We start from the raw sequence: 20,834 nt of genomic DNA on the forward strand, positions 1-20,834 counted from the left end.
GCCGCGCCCGCAATGTCTATTCCTTGTACAGGAAATAGGCAGTCGCGGCCCGCTCTGCAACGGGGAGAAAACGAATGAGCGGCGATGAAAGGATCAATCGCTGACGCGTTCGACCAGCGCACCGCAGCGGGTGAGCTTTTCTTCAAGCCGTTCGAAACCGCGATCGAGGTGGTAGACGCGCGAGACCATGGTCTCGCCTTCCGCCACCAGGCCCGCAATGACCAACGACACCGAGGCGCGCAGATCGGTTGCCATGACCGGCGCACCCTTCAGGCGGGTAACGCCTTCGATACGGGCCATCTGCCCGGAGAGAGAAATCTTCGCACCGAGACGGGCCAGTTCCTGCACATGCATGAAGCGGTTTTCGAAGATGGTTTCGGTAATGTGGGATACACCCTGCGACCGGGTCATCAGCGCCATGAACTGCGCCTGGAGGTCGGTCGGGAAGCCGGGGAAGGGTTCGGTGACGATATCGACCGGCTGAATGCCGTTGCCGTTGCGCACGACGCGCAGACCGGTCTCCGTGTCGCTGATCGACACTCCGGCAAGCCGCAGCGTGTCCAGCGCATTGTCGAGCAGCGATGCACGCGTGCCTTCCAGCACCACATCACCGCCAGCCATGGCCACGGCCATGGCATAGGTGCCGGTCTCGATACGGTCAGGCAGAACCCGGTGGCGTGCGCCGGAAAGCGAGGTGACGCCCTCGATGGTGATGGTGGAGGTGCCAGCGCCCTCGATTTTCGCGCCCATCGCAGTCAGGCAGTGCGCTAGATCGACAACTTCCGGTTCGCGGGCGGCGTTGTGAATGACGGTGGTGCCTCTTGCAAGGCTCGCGGCCATCAGCATCACATGCGTTGCGCCGACGGAGACTTTCGGGAAGGTATAAACAGCGCCGATCAGGCCGCCCTTTGGAGCGCTGGCGTTGATATAGCCGCCATCGATCTCCATCGTTGCGCCAAGCGCCTGCAGGCCCTCGATGAACAGGTCTACCGGACGTGTGCCGATGGCACAGCCGCCGGGCAGGGAAACGCGCGCACGGCCTTCACGGGCCAGAAGCGGGCCGATGACCCAGAAGCTGGCGCGCATCTTGGAAACCAGCTCGTAAGGTGCGGTGGTGTCGACAATGGTGCGGCAGGTGAAGTGGACCGTGCGGGAATAGGCTTCGCCCTGGCTTTCGCGACGGCCATTGACCGAAATATCGACGCCATGATTGCCGAGAATACGGATGAGTTGCTCGACGTCTGCCAGATGCGGCACGTTTTCGAGCGTCAGCGTATCGCTGGTCAGAAGCGAAGCGATCATCAACGGCAGAGCGGCGTTTTTCGCGCCGGAGATGGGAATGATGCCGTTGAGCTTGTTGCCACCCGTAATTCTGATGCGATCCATGCGTCCCTACGGGCCTGTGCCCGCCTTTCTTAATCATGCCTTGCGGAAATGCGCGTCCTTAGACGAGTTCCCGCGGCGTTTCAAATGATGCTGGTGAATTCTCTATGAGGATGATTCGTCCGTTTTTGCGGCAGGCAGGCCAATCGTCTCATCCGCATCGCCGGCCCGGCGCGCGCGAACCTGCTGTTTGCGCTTCTGAAGGTTTTCACGCAGCTTCTTCGCTGCCCGCGCCTTGCGCTCCGCCTCGCGTTGCCGCGCCTTCTCGCCGGGACCGGCCTGCGCGTTGCCGCTTGCCGCAAGGGCAACGGGGTCTTCTGAAGCGTTCACGGAAACCGCCGCCTTTGCCTGTTTGTCATGATGTTCGTTCATAAATTCAGCAATATCCGAAAAATACGTTTTTCAACAGGGGGAACGCTTTTTTGCCCCGCTTGTTGAAGAATATCGTTTTGCGACTTGCGCTCGTCAAAAACCTATGGCAATAGGCCGCCACGCTTGATGCTGAAGCAAACGCTTCGGCACCGGATGCTGCTATAGCTCAGGGGTAGAGCACTCCCTTGGTAAGGGAGAGGCCGAGAGTTCAAATCTCTCTAGCAGCACCATTTTCCCCAATAAAATCAGAAATTTACGCAACGTGCCGGTGGGTCTTGTCCACGATGTCGGCTTGCTTTTTCGCGCATTCTGCACTGGTCTCGGTAAATGTGAAAACCGCGCCTCTTGCGAAGCGCGGTTTCCATTTCCGAATATTCTGTTGCTGCCAGAGCGGGACGAAACCGCCCGTAGCCAACGGGCGCCGCTTACTGGCGGAATAGCGACAGGATATTCTCGGAGCTGGTATTGGCGATGGAGAGCGACTGGATTGCCAGCTGCTGCTGGGTCTGCAGAGCCTTTAGCTTGGTGGACTCTTCGTTCATGTCGGCATCAACGAGACGTCCGACGCCCTTGTCGATGGAGTCTGTGAGCTTGTTGACGAAATCTTCCTGCAGATCGAGGCGCATCTTGATGGAGCCGAGATCGGCGCTCGCGCTGATCAGCGATTCCAGCTTGGTATTGACGAACTGGATCATGTTGTCGAGGCCGTCATTGTCCGTCAGCGGCTGGCCCTTGGCGTCCAGCAAACCGCTGAGATCCTTGGTGATGTCGAGATCGATCAGCGAGTAGCCGAGCTTCTGTGCCATCTGGGAATCTGCGGCCGCGGTTTCGAGGTAAATATTGTTATTGGACGAACCGCCGGTTCCGATTGCCGTTACAGTGGTGCCGGCAGGCGTCGGCGCGGTATTGTTGGCTTTTACGTAGAGGGCTTCACCCGCTGCGTTTTCGCCGATCTTGAAGTAGGTGCCGTTGTTTCGTGCGGTTGTCGCCGCAGCAACGGTTACGAGGCCGGTTACTGCGTCTGGAGCAGAAACTGTGGTTGTCGTCGCCGAGGGGAAACCCAGAAGCTGGGATTGCGTGAACACCTTTGCGGTAGAGGGCGTGTTTGTGGCAACACCTGCGGGTGTGGTCGTGGTAATCTCGAAATTGCGCAGGGAGCCTGTATCGGAATAATGGGCGGCGCTATCGAGGATACCGTTTTTCGCCGCACCGGTCGAGGTATCGAAAAGGGCAGTCTTGTTGTCGACCTGAACGTTGATCGTCTTGACTGCAACATTGCCCGCGCCGTCACGGATGAAGGAGCCGACGATCTGCTTCGTTATCGGGGTGAGGTTGCCGGATGCGTCGCTGATCTTGCCCTTAAGCCAGTTTTCGCCGGAGAAGGAGGCGGATTCGCCGATGCTTTTCAGCTGGTCCTGGAGCTGACGGATTTCTTCCTGGATCTTTGCCTTGTCAACGCCGGCCCTCGCGGGCGGCAACCAGCTTCTTGCTGATTTCCTTAACGACATCGACAGTGGTTTCCATGGCGGAATAGGCTGTATCGACCTTTGCGGCGCCGAGGCCGAGGGCGTCCTGAACAGCGGAAAGAGCACCGTTATCCGAACGCATGGTGGTCGCGATAGACCAGTAGGCGGCGTTGTCGGAGGCGGTTTTGACGCGCAGGCCGGAGGAGACACGCGACTGCGTTTCTTCCATGTCGCTGCCGATTGCGCGGAGGGTCTGAAGGGCGGCCATTGCCGCGACGTTCGTCAAAATGCTGGTCATAATTATTTGCCCCTTGATTGGCTGAAATGAAAAGGGACATTCCGGATTGCCGCCGGTAACGATCGCGCGGCTTGATGCCTGTTAACCTCTTTTTCGTCTTGGTTAACCAATCGTTTCGATGGCTAGGTTTTAGGGCCCGAATGGTTAACAAAGCCTAAACTGTCGTTAATAAAAATTAGGAAATAATAATTTCTCTTAACCATGACGGAAAAAGCCGCACCCTTTCGGATGCGGCTCGATTTTCTGGCGATGTCTTTTCCGATTAACGGAAGAGCGACAGGATGCTCTGCGAGTCGTTGTTGGCGATCGACAGGGCCTGAACAGCCAGCTGCTGCTGGGTCTGAAGAGCCTTCAGCTTGGTGGATTCTTCGTTCATTTCAGCGTCGACCAGACGGCCGATGCCCTTGTCGAGCGAGTCGGTCAGCTTGTTGACGAAGTTTTCCTGCAGTTCGATGCGCATCTTGACCGAGCCGAGGTCGGCTGCTGCCGATGTCATGCTCTGAAGCTGCTTGTCAACGAAGGAAACCATGGCGTCGAGGTACTGGTTTTCCGAGACTGCCGAGCCGTCGCTGTTCTTGAACGTGCCGGTCAGGTCCTTGGTGATGTCCAGAGACGTCAGCGAGTAGGTGAGCTGCGTTGCGAGCTGGGCGTCAGCGCCTTCTTCCAGGTAGATCTTGGTGGTGCCGTCGAGGCCCACGGCAATGTTGGTCTTGGTTGCCGGAGCTGTCGGCGCAGTCGTGTTGATTTTGACGTACTGGTCGTTGCCAAGATTGAAGTATGTGCCGTTGACGTTAGGAGTGGTCGTATCGGCGTTAGCGATCGTGACGATACCCGTTGCGGCGGCGGTGGTGAAGGTGACGGCGGTGCCGGCAGTTGCTTCCTTCAGGCCCTTCAGCTGAGCTTCGGTGTAAACCTTGGCTGCTGCAACCTTGGTCACCGGCTGTGCGGCGCCTACGCCGTCCGAGTCATTGGTGATTTCGAACAGCTTGTAGCTGCCCGTGGAAGAAAAATAGGCGTAGGAGTCGAGGACGCCCTGCTTGTCCTTTGCAGCGCCCGAAGACGTGTCGAACAGCACCGTGTTACGGCTCAGGTCAACGTTTACGGTCTTTACGGAAACGTTACCGGCGGCATCGCGAATGAAGGAACCAACGATCTGCTTGGTGACGTTCTTCAGTTCGCCAGCGCCGTTGCTGACGGTTGCCTGCAGCCAGTTTTCACCGGAGAAGGACGAGGAGCTCGAGATCGACTTCAGCTGGTCCTGCAGCTGCTTGATTTCTTCCTGGATCTTCGACTTGTCGACGCCGGGTTCGCGGGCGGCAACCAGCTTGTTCTTGATTTCCTTGACGACGTCGATGGACGATTCCATACCGGAATAGGCGGTATCAACCTTGGCGGCACCGAGGCCGAGAGCGTCCTGTACGGCGGAAAGGGCACCATTGTCAGAACGCATCGTGGTCGCGATCGACCAGTAAGCGGCGTTGTCGGAAGCTTCGCCGACGCGCTGGCCGGAGGAAACGCGGTCCTGCGTCGTTTCCATGTTCTGGCCGATGGAGCGCAGGGTCTGGAGTGCAGACATAGCTGCTACGTTAGTGAGAATGCTCGTCATAGTAAATTTGCCCCTTGAATGGCTGATTAAAGAAGGGACATTCCGGTCTCACCGGGAACAGCGCACAGCATCATGCCTGCTAACCTGCTGATTTTTAATGGTTAGCTCGCCGTTTCGATGGCTCTAGCTAACCTCCATATGGTTAATGAAGAGCTAAGGGTCGCAAAAAAATGCACACGCTGAGATTTTATTATGCAATCTTCGCGCGCATGCGCGCGTAACCTGAAATGTTTAAAAAAATAATAAAGCCGCACCCGTTTCCGGATGCGGCTTTGGTAAAAGGGCAATACGCTTGGGTCAGCCTCCGTCACGTTTGCCTGTTTCACGCAATTGCAAGACGGTCAGCCTCCGCTTGCGATCCTGCGTTTAGTGTCATTCAGGCCAGCGGCTATCCGCTTGTCCATGCCCAAAATCTGACAGCCGGTGCTTTCCAATTCCCTAATTTCAGGGCGCTCCCGGCGCTTCGCTCAAATCGTGGTAAATGCTTTCAAAGCAAGGATGGTAAACGAAATCTTCCCGTTTGCGGATCACGCCACAAATGCAAAACCGCGCCCTTTCGGGCGCGGCTCGACTTTTGTAATTTTCGGTCCGATTAACGGAAGAGCGACAGGATGTTCTGCGAGTCGCTGTTGGCGATCGACAGAGCCTGGATTGCCAGCTGCTGCTGCGTCTGCAGAGCCTTTAGGCGGGTCGACTCTTCGTTCATGTCGGCGTCAACCAGACGGCCGATACCCTTTTCCATCGTTGCCGTCAGCTTGGAAACGAAGTCGCCCTGCATCGAGATGCGGTTGGAGACCGCGCCCAGATCGGCAGCAGCGCTGTTGAGGGTTTCAAGCTGCTTGTCAACGTGGGTGATGAGCTTGTCGAGGATGTCGTTGTCCGTTGCAGCGGCGGTGCCGAGCATGGTGGCACCAGCGCCCTTGTAGATGCTCAGGTCGGAAATATCGAGGTTCGAAACCGACTGCTTAACGCCGTCTGCGACAGCTGCCTTGTCGAGGATGCCCGTACCCTTGCCATCTGTTACAGCGCCGGTATCGAACAGAACGTTCGAGCCGCTGAGCTGCAGATCTACGCGCTGAACCTTGACGGCGCCAGCGGAGTCACGGGTGAAGGACGCAACAACCTGCTTCTTCAGGTTGGCAATAGCCGCATCGTCAGTACCGGCAGCGAATGCTGCGCCGTCGTTGGATGCTTTCGTCTTCAGCCAGTTTTCACCGTTGAAGGTTGCGGAGTCGGCGATGGACGTCAGCTGCTTCTGGAGCTGGCCGATTTCCTTCTGGATCTTCTTCTTGTCGGCGGTCGGGTCCTGGGCAAGGATCAGCTTGTCCTTGATTTCCTGAACGACCTTGATCGTCGCTTCCATGCCGGAGTACGCGGTGTCGACCTTGGCTGCGCCGATGCCGAGTGCGTCAGAAACGGTGGAGAGCGCCGAAGCGTCCGAACGCATCGTGGTCGCGATGGACCAGTAAGCGGCGTTGTCGGAGGCGGAGCCTACCTTCAGGCCGGTCGAGATACGGCCCTGCGTGGTCTCCATGTTGTTGCCGATCGAACGCAGCGTCTGGAGAGCAGCCATAGAGGAGGCGTTGGTGAGAATGCTTGCCATAGTATTTTGTCCCTTGTTTTTACGAGATACTGGAGTTGGGGACATTCCGGACTTTGTATTACCGGTCGCAACGTTTCGGCTTCATGCCACTCGGTTCCGAATTACTTGTCTCTGGAAACCAAACCCGCTGTGTGTAGGGAGAATTTGGCAGCAAAGAATTGCCCAATTGTTAATTTGAGCATTAAGAAATACTAGAAAATACTTATGGTTACTGCGAAGTATATTTAATTGGTAAGTTTTTAATTTAAAATTATAGTTATCCGACCCCTAGCAAAAACGGTAACCAAAGGGTTAAAACGCGAAAACCCCGCAGCCGTGGGGGTGCGGGGTTAACAAACAGGATTAACGAAGATTATTTCGGCACAATTGCCGTCAGTTGAACGATCTCACAAGGCTGCCGACCAGCAGGTTCCAGCCGTCGATCAGCACGAAAAAAAGGATCTTGAACGGCAAGGAAATCGAGGTGGGTGGCAGCATCATCATGCCCATGGCCATGGTGATGGTGGCGACGATGAGATCGATGACCAGAAACGGCAGGATGATCAGGAAACCGATCTCGAAACCGCGCCGGATTTCCGAAAGCATGAAGGCCGGAACGAGCACGCGGTAGTCGACCACATTGTCGGTCATCACGACCTGTCCGCGCTCGCGGGCGATATCGACGAACAGCTTCAGATCCTTGTCGCGCGTATTGGCGTTCATGAAGGTACGGAAGGGTTCGGCGATGCGCCCAATGGCCTGCTGTTCGTTGATCTGGTTCTGCAACAAAGGCTGCACGCCGTCTGTCCAGGCTTTATCGAAGGTCGGCGACATGACGTAGAAGGTCATGAACATCGCCATCGACAAGAGGATCATGTTCGACGGGGTCGAGGCAAGCCCCATGCCGGAGCGCAGGATCGAAAAGGCGATCACGAAGCGCGGAAAGCTCGTGACCATGATCAGGATGCCCGGCGCGACTGACAAGACCGTCAAAAGGCCGAAGGTGCGGATGATCCATGCGGCGACGGATCCGTCTATCTGTGTATTGAACAGATCGGTCGGAAATTGCTGGGCGTTGGCAAGGCCCGGCAAAGCGAGAAGAACAGCGATGGTAACAAGAAATCGAATCATTCGATGACAAAGGTCCGGAACATGACCTTGGATACGCGCCCTTGAGAGCGCAGGTCAACTCGTTCCTGAATGTCATCCTTAAGATATTGAAAGCCGCGTGGCCCTTCCAGCTGCTGAAGGGAAACGGTGCGGACGTAGGCCATGATATCCTGATGGATATCCTCCGCGAGATTGACCTCGACCGGACCCTTGAACATCAGCGCCACTTCAAGCCGCACCCAGTTCGTGGAAGGGTATGCAAGGTTGGTGGTGATGGGATCGAGCTGGACGATACCGTTCGCCTCGGCCGGGATTTTATCGATACCCTCGCCCTTCTTCTCGCCATGTTCACCGGCGGCAGCCGGGGCATGCGCCTCGGCGCCGGCGATCTTCGGGGCGACCATGCCGCCCACGAACCAGCCGCCGCCCGCACCCAGCAGGGTGAGGATTGCAACGCCAGCGATGGTCATGACCATCGGCGAGGATTTTTTCTTGCCCTCAGTCTGTTCGTTTTCCATGGGTCAGTCCCGCTTTCGCATGTCGGCGTCAGAGCGGCGAGAACAGGTCGACGACCTGCTGACCGACCGGGGGTTGCTGCACTTCCGTCAGGCGGCCGCGACCACCGTAGGAGATGCGCGCCTCGGCGATGCGCTCGTAGGAGATCATGTTCTGCGCATCGACATCCTGCGGCCTGACGATACCGCCGACGTTGAGGATGCGGATTTCGTGATTCACGCGCACTTCCTGCGAACCGCTGATGATGAGGTTGCCGTTTTCGAGAATGCCGGTCACCACGGCCGCCACCATCAGCGTCAGCTTTTCGGAACGCTTGGTCTTGCCCTTGGCCTGGGTGTCTGTGTCGGAGCCGTATTTGATGTTGGAATCTGCCTCCGGCGTCCAACCTAAGATTTCCGCCTTTGCCTTCCAGTTCAGGCCGCTGGAATTGGTGCGGTTGCGCTCGGTTTCGTTGTCGAAATCGGCCTTGTCGTTGATCTGGATGTTGACGGTCAGGATGTCGCCGATGTTGAGCGCACGTAGATCCTTGAACAGCGCACCCTGGCTGTCGCTCCACAACGAATAGCCGCTCGCCATGTGCTTCGGCTGCTTCGGATACATGCCCATCTGCGGCGTCTGGCTGAATTGCAGGCCGCTGCCGATCGGGCTCATCGCGGGAGCATTGCCGATTTCCTTCAGGGTCTGGTTGTTCTGGCAGCCGGCAAGCAGGGCAAGCGGCAGGAGGAGGGCCGGAAGACGCGGGGTCATGAAGGATCCTTCGAAGTGTTTTTGTCGATTGCCTGCGACATGATGCCGGCGACGATTGCGGCTTTCTGAGCATCCATTTCACTGAGGATGAGGCCCGATTGGCGCGGCGGAAGCTGCATGATGATGGCAGCCGCGATTTCCACATGCATCTTTTCGAGCTGCGGTGCTGCGGCATCCGCCTTCATCGTCTTGTAGATATCGACCAGATTGCTTTTCGCCTGCTCGAGGAAATGATTGCGGCGTGCCAGCCAGTCCTCATATTCCGCCTTGCGGTCTTGCAACGCGGAAATGCGCTCGTTGACGTCGGCCTGAAGCTTTTCCAGCTCCTGCTTCTGCATGAGATAACGCTGGTCGCGGGCCGCGTCGGCAATATTGGTGCAGAATTTCTGGATTTCATCCTGCGTGCTGAGTTCGGACACCACGTTTTGCTGGCTTTCGGCGCCGGCGGCGGGCAGCAGGAAAAGCAGCGAGGCAACGGCCGCGAACCGGGTAAAGCCATTCCTGAAAGCAGTTTTCTTCTGAAGTTCCATCATTGCAGCACGAGCTCCGCCTGAAGGGCGCCGGCGGATTTGATGCCTTGCAGAATGGCGATGATGCCGTCCGCCTTGAGCCCGATGCTGTTGAGACCGGCAACCAGCGTGCGAAGGTCAGGGCCTTCGACGATGGCGACCTTGCTGCCTTCCTGCAGTGCCATGATATCCGTCTGCGGTTGCACCGCCGTCTCTCCGCGCGAGAAGGGCGCTGGCTGGATGACCTGCGGCGATTCCGTCACCTGCACGGTCAGCGTTCCATAGCTCACCGCCACGCGGGAAATGCGTACATCCGCGCCGATGACGATCGTGCCCGTGCGCTCGTTGATCACGACTTTCGCCGGCGTGTCCGTCTGGACCGTCAGGTTTTCGATTTCCGCCATCAGCCGGGTCAGGTCGGCGGTACGGGGCTTCTGCACCGAGATTTCCTGCGAATCGCGCGGTTCGGCGATGCCATCGCCGTAACGGGCGCGGGCAAAGGCGTTAACGACATCGGCGACGCGCACCGCGGTCGAAAAATCGGGATTGCGCAACTGAAGGACCAGATTGACGGAATCCTTGAATTTCGACGGCAGTTCCCTCTCGATGATCGCGCCGTTCGGCACGCGCGCCGAAGTCGTGACGCCCTGCGTCAATGTCGCTGCATCGCCCTGTGCCGAAAAGCCGTTGACGATCAGTGCTCCCTGCGCGACCGCATAGATCTGCCCGTCTGCACCGGAAAGCGATGTCATGATGAGGTTGCCGCCGCGAAGCGAGGAGGCGTCGCCGAGCGAGCTGACCGTCACGTCTACACGGCTGCCGGGACTGGCGAATGGCGGCAGGTTGGCCGTGACCATCACGGCGGCGATGTTCTTGGCATTGGACTGGCCGCCCTGCGTGGTGATGCCGAGGTTCTGCAGCATGGCGCGCATGGACTGTTCGGTGAAGGGTGAAGAGCGCAGGCTGTCGCCGGTGCCTTGTAGGCCCACGACGAGACCATATCCGATCAGCTGGTTGTCGCGTCCGGCCTGCAGGGATGCGATATCCTTGATACGGGACGTGTCTGCCTGGGCTGGCGGCGTCGAGATGAAGGGCAGGGCCGAAATGACCAGAGCCGCACAGAGGATACGAAGCACTTTCATTTCGCCATAACCTGAATGGTTCCGTCCTTCATGACGGTACCGCTGACCATCACGCCGGAATCGATGTTGCGTACCCTTACGACCTCGCCGAGCGAGCCGTCGCTCATGGGCGTTCCGGACGCCATCAGCGTCATGTTGCCGATGTGGAAAACGAGTTTGACGCTCGTGCCGCGCACCACAAGTGACGGTTCACGAAGCGCTGCAATGGGGATTGTGCGGCCGGGAAGCAATGTCTGCTTGGAGATCATGCCTTCCACTTCGCTGATATCGCTCGCGTAACCAGCGGAAATGTTGGGGTTGGTCACTTCCACCGGCTTCACCTGTTCGGGCGTGATCGTCTCGCCCGGATAGATCGTGCGAGTAGGAACCAGCGCCGTCGGTGCCTGTGCAAAAGCGGGTGCCATGGCACCCAGTGAAAAGGCAGACGCAAGGCACATACGGACGAGTGCCGTTCTGCAGCTGCTATGTTTCCGGCCAAACCTCATGTCCGCCTGCCTTTCCGTTCTTACTTCAGGTTCTTGCTGACAATCGAAGCCATTTCGTCAGCGGTGGTGATGACCTTGGAATTCATCTCGTAGGCGCGCTGCGCCGTGATGAGGTCGGTAATTTCCTTGACGGCATCGACGTTCGAGCCTTCCAGGTAGGATTGCTTGATGTAGCCGTAGCTCGGATCGTCAGGCACGCCGATAACGGCGGCGCCGGAGGCCGGCGTCTGGGAAAAAAGGTTGTCGCCGAGCGGCTTCAGGCCCGCCTCGTTGGCAAAGTTGGCGATGGTCAACTGGCCGAGTTCAGTGAAATCCGCAGCGTTGCCGATGCGGGCGGTCACCTGACCCGTGCGGGTGATGGTGATGTCCTGCGCGTCGGTCGGGATATTGATGTTCGGGATGACATTGTAGCCATCAACCGTCACGAGGTTGCCGTCAGCATTCTTGTTGAAGGCGCCGGCGCGGCTGTAGAGCGTCGAACCGTCGGCCGCCTCGATCTGAAACCAGCCCTGGCCGATGATTGCCACGTCGAGCTTGTTGCCGGTTTCGATCAGGTTACCCTGGGTGTGGATGTTGCGCACCGCGGAAGTCTGCACGCCGAGGCCGATATTGGCTCCCTCAGGCACGATCGCCTGGTTGGCGCGGTTCGGCACGCCCTGCATGCGCTCGGTCTGGTACAGAAGATCGGTAAACTCTGCACGCGCGCGCTTGTAGCCGGTGGTGTTGATGTTGGCGATGTTGTTGGCAATGACTTCCAGATTGGTCTGCTGGGCGTCCATACCGGTGGCAGCGATGGCAAGAGCTCTCATGTCATTTTTCCTGCGGGGCTAGAGCATTTCCAGTAAAAACGCGGAGCGGATCTACGTCCGGAAAGTGCTTAAAAACAAAGGCCTAGAGCGCGGCCAACGATTGGCTTCAAACCGGACGCGCTCTAGATCTGCATCTTGGTAATATCGAGATAGGCCGACACGATCTTGTCGCGGAACGCGATGGCCGTTTGCAGCGACTGCTCGGCCGAAAGCACGGCATCGACCACTTCGCGTGTATTCGCCTTGCCCTGAATACCTTCGAAGGAGGCCACTTCCGCCTTCTTCAGGTTGTTCATTGCATCCGTCGACATATTGCCGAGAACGCTTGCGAAGCTTGCGCCTGTCTGCTGGGCAGGCGTCGTCTGCTGGCTGCCGAAAATGCTGTCGGTCAGCGAAGAGACGTTGCTCGTGCCACGCGTGAGCGAGAGGGAACCGAGTTGTTTGATGCCGTCGATCATTGCGATGCTTTCAGAAGGTCGATGGTGGAGGCGACGAGGTCGCGTGTCTGGCGGATGACCTGAAGGTTGGCGTCGTAGCTGCGGTTGGCTTCGCGCATATCCGCCATTTCGATCAGGACGTTGACGTTCGGCATCTTGACCATGCCGCTGGTGTCGGCAGCCGGATTGCCGGGGTCGTATTCGTGGACGAAATCGCCACGGTCGACGCCAAGCTTCTTTACCGTCACGCGCTGCACGCCGCTTACGCGGTCGAGCTCGGAGCCGAATGTCACGGTCTTGCGGCGATAGGGGTCGGCGCCGGGCGTGTCGCCGGTCGATCTTGCGTTGGCAATGTTTTCCGAAACGATGCGCAGTCGGGTGGACTGCACTTCCAGGCCGCTGCCCGCGATCTTGCTCGCCGCACTCAAGGGATCCATGGTTTACCTCTTTACCGTCATCAGCATCATGCGATGGAAGGATTTGACGAGACTGGCGTTCAGGTCGTATTGCCGCTTGATCTCGCCGGTCTTGGTCATTTCCTCAGCAAGCGCGACCGAATTGCCGGACTCCTGCATGCCGATCTCGTTATTGATCGGGTTGTCGCGCACCGCGATATTTTCGCTGAGCTCGCTCGCACCGAAATGGGCGGGATGGGTCTTCGCCATGCCGACCTGCTGGCTGGTGGCCTGCATGACCGCTTCGAAAGGACTGACATCCTTGGCGTGAAACTTGGGTGTGTTGGCGTTGGCGATGTTGGTCGCCACGACTTCCTGCCGCACGCTCAGCCATTCCGCTTGGCGGGAGGCCAGATCGAACAGTTGAATCGGTTGCATAGACTTCTCCATCTCGTATGGCCCGAACCTACGGTGCTAATCTTGCGTCAGACTTGCGGGGAGGGGCGGAGGTGCGGAAGCACTGGAGAATCTGATCCCGGAGGCGATTGGGAAAACAAAAATGGCGCGCCGGCAAATGCGGCACGCCCTTGGATCGAATAGTGAATTGTGAAGACGTCTCCGTCCTGCCGGACTGGATCCGGCGACGGCAGCAAACTTCAGCAGAGTGCCGGTCTGACTACTTCTCGGGATGATAGGTTTTACCGGAAGAGGTCTCTATCATCCACTCGCCGTCGCGCTGCTCGATTTTGGTCAGGCGCGCATTGTCGGGCAATGTGGAGCCCACCCGCACCATATACATGCCCGATCCGTCCTCGATGAGGGCGCGGCCGTTGGAGACATGCAGCAGGCGGAAGGAGGTCTGGCCGGGGAAGGGCTGGTCTTCAAGCCCTGCGGCGAGATTGTTCTGCTTCTCCTTACCCTTTTCGCTGACCGTCGCCGTCGTCAGCATGTCCGGCAATTCGCCGGGCGCAGGCACGTCTTCCTTGTTGCGATTAGTCATGGCGAGGGGCGAAACGCTGAAGACTTCACGCGGACCGGTATGGGGCAGGTCGCGCGTGCGGTCGCCGTCTGCCACCCTCATTCCAAACTTGTCCTCGTTGAAGAACACGTACCAGGGGAAAAATGCGGCGGCGGCGGCAAGTCCTATTCCCGTCCACGCCAGAATACGGTCGGGCGTGAAGAAGGGAGGCTGCGGCTGTACGTTCTCGAGGTCGCTATCGTCGATCTTGTCGATCTGTTTCTTTTTCACGGGTCAGCCTCTCATTCTCGGGTTTACCTGTGGCTGATTATTTTGCACTCCACCGCGCAACGCGGTCGCCAGATCGGCGTAGGCGTCCTGCGCCGCCGGTTCATTCGGAAGCTGTTTCAGCGTTTCATAGATGATCGGAACCTGTTTCACCGCCATGTCGAGATCGGGATCGGTGCCGGGTCGATAACCGCCGATGAGGCGCAGATCCCGCGTTTCCTCAAAGCGGTGCACCAGCGCTTTCAGACGCGACACCAGCTTTTCCTGATCCGGTGTCCATGCCTTCTTGGCGAGACGCGAGATCGAGGCCAGTGGATTGATCGGAGGATAGCGGCCTTCTTCCGCCAGGCTGCGATCCAGCACGATGTGGCCGTCGAGAATACCGCGGGTCGAATCGGCAATCGGATCGTTGTGGTTGTCGCCGTCCACCAGAATGGAGACGATGGCGGTGATGGTACCGCTGCCTTCGGCGCCGGGTCCCGCCCGCTCAAGAAGGCGCGGCAATTCGGTGAAGACCGAGGCCGGATAGCCGCGTGCCACCGGCGGTTCACCCGAAGCGACCGCCACTTCGCGGATCGCATGGGCAAAACGGGTCACGCTGTCGATGATAAGAAGGACGTTGTCGCCCCTGTCACGGAAATATTCGGCAATGGTGACGGCCGAAAGCGGCGCCATCTTGCGCAGCATCGGGCTTTCGTCGCTGGTCGCGACAACGGCGACGGACTTGCCCATATTCTCGCCCATCGTATCCTCGATGAACTCGCGTACTTCGCGACCGCGCTCGCCGACAAGTCCGATGACGACCTTGTCGAAGGCATCGGCCTTGGCAAGCATCGATAGGAGCGTGGATTTGCCCACGCCTGAGCCCGCAAAAATGCCGAGACGCTGGCCAAGGCAGAGAGGCGAGAAAATATCGATTGCCCGGACGCCGGTCTTGAAGGGCGTCTCCACCCGCTTGCGCGTCATCGACGGCGGTGCATTGCTGGAAATCGGACGGCGCTCCGTGCCTGATGCAAGCGGACCCTTGCCATCGATGGGTTCGCCAAGCGCATTGATGGTGCGGCCGCACCAGCTGTCGTCAGGCGCAACGCGGAAGGCACCCTTGCGGATGACGGTGTCGTGAATGCCAATCGGCTCGCCCGGTTCAATGGGGCAGACGTAGCAGATATCGGGTTCCACGCGCACGACTTCGCCGAGATGGATGCCGGTCGCGCTGCGATGGGCGACGAACTCGCCCAGCCTCACATGCCGCGACAGGCCGGAAACCGTGTAATGTCCGGCGGCGATGGTGCGGACATGGCCGCCCGGCGCCACCGAAAACTCCGGATCGGCATAGTGCCCGGCAAGGCTGGCCAGCTGGGCGAGCTTCGGTGAAATCGCCTCGACCGTGAGCGTGGATTCCGGCATTGTCATCGCTCAGTTCCTTAACGTGCGCCGCCAAGCGTCTTGATGGCATCGCCGAAAGTGGATTCGGTATCGCGCATCAGCGACGAAATGCTCTCGAAGGCCCGGTTGACCTGGATGAGCTGGGTCATCTGGGAAATGCCGTTGACGTTCGACTGCTCGAGATAACCCTGAACGACGCCGACCTCGTGATTGTTGACGACCGGCGTCGGCGGGGCCACGGGCTTAACGCCGCTATTGGGATGGCGCAGGAAGCCTTTCGAGAAATCCGCCTGGAAGATGCCGAGCGTGGCGACGATGTTGTCGTTCTGCCTGATAGCACCATCGAGACTGACGGTTATCGGGCCACCATTCGCATTGAGCTGGATGGGACCGCCGCCAGCGTCGAGAACCGGATAACCGCTTGAAGAGATGAGCGCGCCGTCCGGACGCATGGTGAAACGCCCGTCGCGGCTCAGGATCTGGCCGTCGGGTGTGTCCATCGCGAACCAGGCATCGCCCTTGATGGCGAAATCGAAACTATTGCCGGTCTGTTCGAAAGCGCCCTGACGGGTGGAGAGATAGTCGTTACCCTGCGATACGAACGCCACCTTGGCATTCATGTCATTGTGGTTCTTGGCGACCATTTCGTCGAATTTCACTTCGGAACCGCGGAAACCCACCGTGTTCGCATTCGCCATATTGTCGGAAATGGTGGTGAGACGACGCTCCAGCGCAATCTGCGAGGAAAGGGCGACGTATAGTCCGGATTGCATATCATTTGCCTCCGAGTTTCAGGGAGTTGATGGAGATCAGCAGGTCGGGGGAAATGCCGTAGCCGCTGGAGGAGCCGAAAACGGCCAGAGGATCATAGGTCGTCGAGGGATTTTGCATTTCCCACATGATGGTGAAACGCTCGAGCAGCTTGCCGACCTTTTCAGGATTTTGCAGATCCTTGATATTGATGGATTTTTCTATGAGCGCGGCCTGTTTTTCGACGCTTCCTGCCGCAATTTCGTCAGGCAGGTTGTAGGCGGTGCGGAACACCTGCGCGAGCGCGTCGTCGGCCAGAAAATCGAGACCCGATTTGATCGTTGGTGCCTTGCGCTCGAAATAAAGAGCAAGCCGCACACCGTTATTGTCGCCGCCCGCCTCCTGCTCCAGCGTCTGGCGGGTGTATTTGCTGATGATGCCGGACTGGGCCGCTTCGGTCGCAGTTGCCGCTGCACCGAGACTTGCAAAGTCGAGCGATTTCGCAAGGTCCGAATAGCGGCTGTCGGAAAGCTTGTTGGCGAAGGCGTTCTTGTCGGCCGTGCCTTCGGTCAGCACCTTGCGGATGAAGGCTTTCGCATAGGCCATGTCTTCGAGGCCGTTGGCTTTCAGCGCATAATTGTAAAGACGGGTATCGGCCATGAAGTCGTCGACGGATTTCACGCTGCCGATCTTCGACCGGTAATATTCGGTTTCGCGCGCCACGTCGGGTTGCTTCGACACACGCTCAAGCGATTTGCCGATGTCCTGACTGATCAGTCTGTAGCTGGTGTAGGTGGAAGTCACTGAACCGCCGCTCTCGTTTGATCCCGATACCAAGGCGCACGTCCGCCTTTGTCGGGATAATGCCGGATGTTGCTTGTGCGAAACTGGCTGCGGCGGTGAGGGAACGAGGCCTCGCGGACAGGTTCACGCAAGCCACATTTTCTAGAGATGGCGGCATGGAACACTGTTCGGGCGTGGTCGATCAATGAATATTGTAATTGGACTTATAATCACCTTCGGCTGCATCATCGGCGGCTACATGGCGATGGGCGGCCATCTGGACGTGCTGGTTCAGCCGTTCGAATTGTTGATTATCGGCGGTGCCGGCCTCGGCGGCTTCATCATGGCGAACCCGATGAAGGTCGTGAAGGATTCGGGCAAGGCGCTCGGCGAGGCCTTCAAGCACTCGGTCCCGAAGGAGCGCAACTATCTCGACGTACTCGGCGTACTTTACTCGCTGATGCGCGACCTGCGCACGAAATCGCGCAACGAGATCGAGGCGCATATCGACAATCCGGAAGAATCCTCGATCTTCCAGAGCGCACCCTCGGTGCTGAAGAACAAGGAGCTGACGTCGTTCATCTGCGACTACGTCCGCCTCATCATCATCGGCAACGCGCGCAGCCACGAAATCGAAGCGCTGATGGACGAGGAAATCGAGACCATCCTGCACGACAAGCTGAAACCTTACCACGCGATCACCACCATGGGCGATTCCTTCCCAGCCATCGGTATCGTCGCGGCGGTTCTCGGCGTCATCAAGGCCATGGGCAAGATCAACGAATCACCGGAAGTGCTGGGCGGCCTCATCGGCGCCGCACTGGTGGGCACCATGCTCGGCATCATCCTGTCCTATTCGATCTGCAACCCGCTCGCTTCGCAGGTCAAGATCGTCCGCACCAAGCAGCACCGCCTCTACATCATCGTCAAGCAGACGCTGATCGCCTACATGAACGGCTCGGTGCCGCAGGTCGCGCTTGAATACGGGCGCAAGACCATCTCCAATTACGAGCGTCCGTCCATCGACGCCGTCGAACAGGAGATGATGAACCCCGGCGGCGAAAACAAGGCGGCATGACCATGGCTAAAGCTGCACAGCAAAGAGCACCCGTCATCGACACGTCGCTGCTCGCGAAACTTACGGGCGGGCTTTCCGACCGCAAGACAATCGCGAAGGTCGGTTCCGATATCGGCCATCTCTACAGCGAATTCCTGCCTGATATCTTTCACAGCGAGACCGGCATTGCGATAGACGTCGAATATATCGGCTCCGAATCGGGGCTGATGACCGATCTCATCGCCAATATCGGCGGCAATTTCTCGGTTGCGGATTGTTCTCTGCGCAACTGGTGCCCCAATTTCATGATGGCGGTCGGCAACGGCTTCGTCATCGCGCTCATGGAGCGCATGCTGGGCGCCGCCGCCGACACCATCGGCGAGCCGGACGAGCGCAGCCTGTCCCACATCGAACTCGACCTGGCGGCCATGGTTCTCGGGCGCATCGGGGGTGTCTTGCGGTCGGGCGTCAACGCGCCGGGCGGTTTCGAGGCGACGATCGACCCGCCCTTTACGGCCAATGGAAAAAGCGCGTTCGAGGAGATGATCGCCGGCCTCTACGGCGTGACAGTCCGCATGAAGATCGCCATCGGCAAGGTTTCTTCGGAATTCGCGCTGATCGTGCCGCAGCGGCCCCTGCTCAAGACCTCCATCGCCGCTCCCAAGGCTTCAGCCCAGGCGCTGAAGAAGCAGGCGGAATGGGTGGATTTGATCTCTGAGCAGGTGAAGAGATCGCAGGTAACGCTTGAGGCGCGCATCAAGCTCGAAACCTTGACCCTGCGGACGATCTCCAGGCTGGTGGCCGGCGACGTCATTCCGTTTCAGGATCTGAAGCAGGACGACATCGGCGTCGAGGTCAGTGCCAACGGCTCCAAGCTCTATAATTGTGAATTCGGCAAGTCCGGCGACCGCTACATGGTTCGGGTAAAGAACAATGTCAGCACGGACGACGAGATCTTGCGACATCTGATGGGTTAAAACCTGTCCACCTTTTTTGGGTTCTGGGCAGGCTGACGCAAGTTTCAAAGGGAATAATCAGCGCATGGCTACGAAGAAAACTCCTGTGACCGATGATATGGCGCTGTCGTCGCTTGAAGATGGCGGTGAGCTCGACCAGGCTATCGGCGATCTGCGTGGCGTCCTCAAGACGGATGCGGAAGGTTCGCTGTCCGACTTTGGCGACTTCGGGGATTTCGGGAGCGTTGACGACGCTTCCGCCGACAGCGACCTTTCCGCGTTCGGTGGCGGAGCGGGCGATTTTGCGATGAACGATTTCGCGGCCACCCCACAGGTCGCGGGCATCAAGGCGCCGCTCGGCAGCGGCCTGTCCGACAATATGGACCTGATCATGGATATCCCGATCGATGTCCAGATCGTTCTCGGCACCAGCCGCATGCTCGTCTCGGGTCTGATGAGCCTTGAAGAGGGTGCAACGATCGCGCTTGACCGCAAGATCGGTGAACCGGTCGAGATCATGGTGAATGGCCGCCGTATTGCGCGCGGTGAAATAACGGTACTTGAAGACGACGATACGCGCTTCGGCGTAAAATTGATTGAAGTAATGAGTACGAGAAAAGCCTGATCCCTGTGGGGACGGAGAGGAAAGACCATGATGGACTTCGAGGATTTCGGTAACCCGCTGGCAGGGAAGCCGTTGTCTCAGGCCGACAAGGCGGCCGCGGTGCTTCTTGCCATGGGCAAGGGCGTCGCCGGCAAGCTGCTGAAATTTTTCACGCAGCACGAATTGCAGATGATCATTTCCTCGGCCCAGACGCTGCGTGTCATTCCCCCTGACGAACTCGCCCAGATCGTGGCGGAGTTCGAAGACCTGTTCACGGAAGGAACGGGTCTGATGGACAATGCCAAGGCGATTGAAAGCATTCTCGAAGAGGGCCTGACACCGGAGGAGGTGGACAGCCTTCTCGGCCGTCGTGCAGCCTTCCAGGCCTATGAAGCGTCGATCTGGGATCGCCTGCAGGAAGCGGAGCCGGAATTCGTCGGCAAGTTCCTGCTGCGCGAGCATCCCCAGACCATCGCATATATCCTCTCCATGCTGCCCTCGTCCTTCGGTGCCAAGGTCCTTCTGACCATTCCCGAAGAGCAGCGCGCCGATATCATGAACCGCACGGTGAACATGAAGGAAGTCAGCCCCACGGCTGCCCAGATCATCGAGAAGCGTGTGGTCAACCTCATCAACGAGATCGAAGCAGAGCGCAATGCGGGCGGTTCCACGAAGGTTGCCGACCTGATGAACGAAATGGAAAAGCCGCAGGTCGATACGCTGCTCAGCTCGCTCGAAACGCTCAGCAAGGAAGCTGCCAACAAGGTCAAGCCGAAGATCTTCCTCTTCGACGATCTCATGTTCATGCCGCAGCGCAGCCGCGTCCTGCTGCTAAACGATGTCTCGGCGGACGTTCTCACCATGGCGCTGCGTGGCGCAACCATGGAAATCAAGGAATGTGTGCTCTCCAGCATCAGCCCGCGCCAGCGCCGCATGATCGAATCGGACCTCGCTGTGCCGCAGGCTTCCATCAACACCCGCGAGGTGGCGATTGCACGCCGCGCCGTGGCGCAGGAAGCGATCCGGCTTGCCAATTCCGGCCAGATCCAGCTGAAGGAAGCCTCCACAGAGGAACAATCCGCAGCAGCCTGAGCGGAAGCCGGTTGATAACCCGCCTTACAGGTCATGCCGGCCATTGCGATGGCCGGTCTCGGGAGCTAGTTTCGGAATGACGGCCTGCCGCGATCGGCGGGCC

Annotated in this window: 22 protein-coding genes, 1 tRNA gene and 1 pseudogene; 5 read left to right on the forward strand and 19 right to left on the reverse strand. The window is 58.5% G+C overall.

Translation table 11 applies throughout. The annotated features are described in order from the left end of the window. Positions 1-93: 93 nt before the first annotated feature. Together murA and CRO62_RS20325 are read right to left on the reverse strand one after the other, a co-directional pair. Positions 94-1,386 carry a UDP-N-acetylglucosamine 1-carboxyvinyltransferase gene (murA, locus tag CRO62_RS20320; protein ID WP_025592455.1) on the reverse strand — a complete coding sequence of 431 codons (1,293 nt, stop codon included), beginning with the start codon at positions 1,384-1,386 and terminating at the stop codon, positions 94-96. A gap of 102 nt (positions 1,387-1,488) precedes the next feature. Continuing rightward, the gene (locus CRO62_RS20325) at positions 1,489-1,755 is read right to left on the reverse strand and encodes a hypothetical protein (RefSeq protein WP_013635467.1); all 267 of its coding nucleotides are present in this window, start codon (positions 1,753-1,755) and stop codon (positions 1,489-1,491) included. A gap of 155 nt (positions 1,756-1,910) precedes the next feature. Here CRO62_RS20325 and CRO62_RS20330 point away from each other — a divergent pair. After that, positions 1,911-1,985 (forward strand) — tRNA-Thr (locus CRO62_RS20330). A 195-nt stretch (positions 1,986-2,180) separates the two neighbouring features. On the opposite strand, the pseudogene CRO62_RS20335 reads toward CRO62_RS20330, so the two are convergent. The 17 genes and pseudogenes from CRO62_RS20335 to CRO62_RS20420 form a co-directional block, all read right to left on the reverse strand. Further along, a pseudogene (locus tag CRO62_RS20335) lies at positions 2,181-3,519 on the reverse strand (flagellin). Positions 3,520-3,781: 262 nt separating this feature from the next. Then, on the reverse strand, positions 3,782-5,125 hold the full coding sequence (locus CRO62_RS20340) for a flagellin (RefSeq protein WP_097101503.1): 1,344 nt from the start codon (positions 5,123-5,125) through the stop codon (positions 3,782-3,784). A 592-nt stretch (positions 5,126-5,717) separates the two neighbouring features. Continuing rightward, positions 5,718-6,728, reverse strand: a complete 1,011-nt coding sequence (locus CRO62_RS20350; protein WP_003515059.1) for a flagellin — start codon at positions 6,726-6,728, stop codon at positions 5,718-5,720. Positions 6,729-7,100: 372 nt separating this feature from the next. Continuing rightward, positions 7,101-7,838 (reverse strand): flagellar type III secretion system pore protein FliP, encoded by a 738-nt coding sequence (gene fliP, locus CRO62_RS20355; protein ID WP_003515060.1) that lies wholly within the window; start codon positions 7,836-7,838, stop codon positions 7,101-7,103. Continuing rightward, positions 7,835-8,335 (reverse strand): flagellar basal body-associated FliL family protein, encoded by a 501-nt coding sequence (locus tag CRO62_RS20360; RefSeq protein ID WP_013635471.1) that lies wholly within the window; start codon positions 8,333-8,335, stop codon positions 7,835-7,837. Before CRO62_RS20360 ends, fliP begins: the two co-directional genes overlap by 4 nt. Before the next feature lie 28 nt (positions 8,336-8,363). After that, positions 8,364-9,080: a flagellar basal body L-ring protein FlgH gene (gene flgH, locus CRO62_RS20365; protein ID WP_003515062.1), complete on the reverse strand. Its 717-nt coding sequence runs from the start codon at positions 9,078-9,080 to the stop codon at positions 8,364-8,366. Then, positions 9,077-9,613 carry a MotE family protein gene (locus CRO62_RS20370; RefSeq protein ID WP_013635472.1) on the reverse strand — a complete coding sequence of 179 codons (537 nt, stop codon included), beginning with the start codon at positions 9,611-9,613 and terminating at the stop codon, positions 9,077-9,079. The genes flgH and CRO62_RS20370 overlap by 4 nt, the downstream gene beginning before the upstream one ends. Continuing rightward, positions 9,610-10,731 (reverse strand): flagellar basal body P-ring protein FlgI, encoded by a 1,122-nt coding sequence (locus CRO62_RS20375; protein ID WP_003515077.1) that lies wholly within the window; start codon positions 10,729-10,731, stop codon positions 9,610-9,612. Before CRO62_RS20375 ends, CRO62_RS20370 begins: the two co-directional genes overlap by 4 nt. After that, the gene (gene flgA, locus CRO62_RS20380) at positions 10,728-11,216 is read right to left on the reverse strand and encodes a flagellar basal body P-ring formation chaperone FlgA (protein WP_013635474.1); all 489 of its coding nucleotides are present in this window, start codon (positions 11,214-11,216) and stop codon (positions 10,728-10,730) included. Before flgA ends, CRO62_RS20375 begins: the two co-directional genes overlap by 4 nt. 20 nt (positions 11,217-11,236) lie before the next feature. Further along, the gene (gene flgG, locus CRO62_RS20385; RefSeq protein ID WP_003515079.1) at positions 11,237-12,025 is read right to left on the reverse strand and encodes a flagellar basal-body rod protein FlgG; all 789 of its coding nucleotides are present in this window, start codon (positions 12,023-12,025) and stop codon (positions 11,237-11,239) included. Positions 12,026-12,147: 122 nt separating this feature from the next. Next, the gene (locus CRO62_RS20390) at positions 12,148-12,483 is read right to left on the reverse strand and encodes a flagellar hook-basal body complex protein FliE (RefSeq protein WP_003515080.1); all 336 of its coding nucleotides are present in this window, start codon (positions 12,481-12,483) and stop codon (positions 12,148-12,150) included. After that, on the reverse strand, positions 12,480-12,899 hold the full coding sequence (flgC, locus tag CRO62_RS20395) for a flagellar basal body rod protein FlgC (protein WP_003515081.1): 420 nt from the start codon (positions 12,897-12,899) through the stop codon (positions 12,480-12,482). The genes CRO62_RS20390 and flgC overlap by 4 nt, the downstream gene beginning before the upstream one ends. Positions 12,900-12,902: 3 nt before the next feature. Further along, on the reverse strand, positions 12,903-13,295 hold the full coding sequence (flgB, locus tag CRO62_RS20400) for a flagellar basal body rod protein FlgB (protein ID WP_003515082.1): 393 nt from the start codon (positions 13,293-13,295) through the stop codon (positions 12,903-12,905). A 238-nt stretch (positions 13,296-13,533) separates the two neighbouring features. Beyond that, the gene (locus CRO62_RS20405) at positions 13,534-14,106 is read right to left on the reverse strand and encodes a hypothetical protein (protein WP_097101505.1); all 573 of its coding nucleotides are present in this window, start codon (positions 14,104-14,106) and stop codon (positions 13,534-13,536) included. A 3-nt stretch (positions 14,107-14,109) separates the two neighbouring features. Then, positions 14,110-15,516 carry a flagellar protein export ATPase FliI gene (fliI, locus tag CRO62_RS20410; RefSeq protein ID WP_003515084.1) on the reverse strand — a complete coding sequence of 469 codons (1,407 nt, stop codon included), beginning with the start codon at positions 15,514-15,516 and terminating at the stop codon, positions 14,110-14,112. 11 nt (positions 15,517-15,527) lie between these two features. Continuing rightward, the gene (gene flgF / locus CRO62_RS20415; RefSeq protein ID WP_003515085.1) at positions 15,528-16,262 is read right to left on the reverse strand and encodes a flagellar basal-body rod protein FlgF; all 735 of its coding nucleotides are present in this window, start codon (positions 16,260-16,262) and stop codon (positions 15,528-15,530) included. Between the two features lies 1 nt (position 16,263). Then, positions 16,264-17,043 (reverse strand): DUF1217 domain-containing protein, encoded by a 780-nt coding sequence (locus tag CRO62_RS20420; RefSeq protein WP_003515087.1) that lies wholly within the window; start codon positions 17,041-17,043, stop codon positions 16,264-16,266. A 184-nt stretch (positions 17,044-17,227) separates the two neighbouring features. On the opposite strand from CRO62_RS20420, the gene motA reads away from it, so the two are divergent. The 4 genes from motA to fliG all read left to right on the forward strand — a co-directional run bounded on the left by motA (position 17,228) and on the right by fliG (position 20,731). Continuing rightward, entirely contained in the window at positions 17,228-18,100 is an 873-nt protein-coding gene (gene motA / locus CRO62_RS20425; protein WP_003515090.1) for a flagellar motor stator protein MotA, read from the forward strand. Next, positions 18,097-19,056 carry a FliM/FliN family flagellar motor switch protein gene (locus tag CRO62_RS20430; RefSeq protein WP_003515092.1) on the forward strand — a complete coding sequence of 320 codons (960 nt, stop codon included), beginning with the start codon at positions 18,097-18,099 and terminating at the stop codon, positions 19,054-19,056. Before motA ends, CRO62_RS20430 begins: the two co-directional genes overlap by 4 nt. Before the next feature lie 64 nt (positions 19,057-19,120). Next, on the forward strand, positions 19,121-19,660 hold the full coding sequence (gene fliN / locus CRO62_RS20435) for a flagellar motor switch protein FliN (protein WP_097101507.1): 540 nt from the start codon (positions 19,121-19,123) through the stop codon (positions 19,658-19,660). Positions 19,661-19,687: 27 nt separating this feature from the next. Next, complete coding sequence (gene fliG / locus CRO62_RS20440; RefSeq protein WP_003515095.1) at positions 19,688-20,731, forward strand: flagellar motor switch protein FliG; 1,044 nt, start codon at positions 19,688-19,690, stop codon at positions 20,729-20,731. Positions 20,732-20,834 lie beyond the last annotated feature (103 nt).

Origin of the sequence: Rhizobium sp. AN6A (genome assembly GCF_900215635.1) — a bacterium.
GTDB classification, from domain to species: domain Bacteria; phylum Pseudomonadota; class Alphaproteobacteria; order Rhizobiales; family Rhizobiaceae; genus Agrobacterium; species Agrobacterium tumefaciens.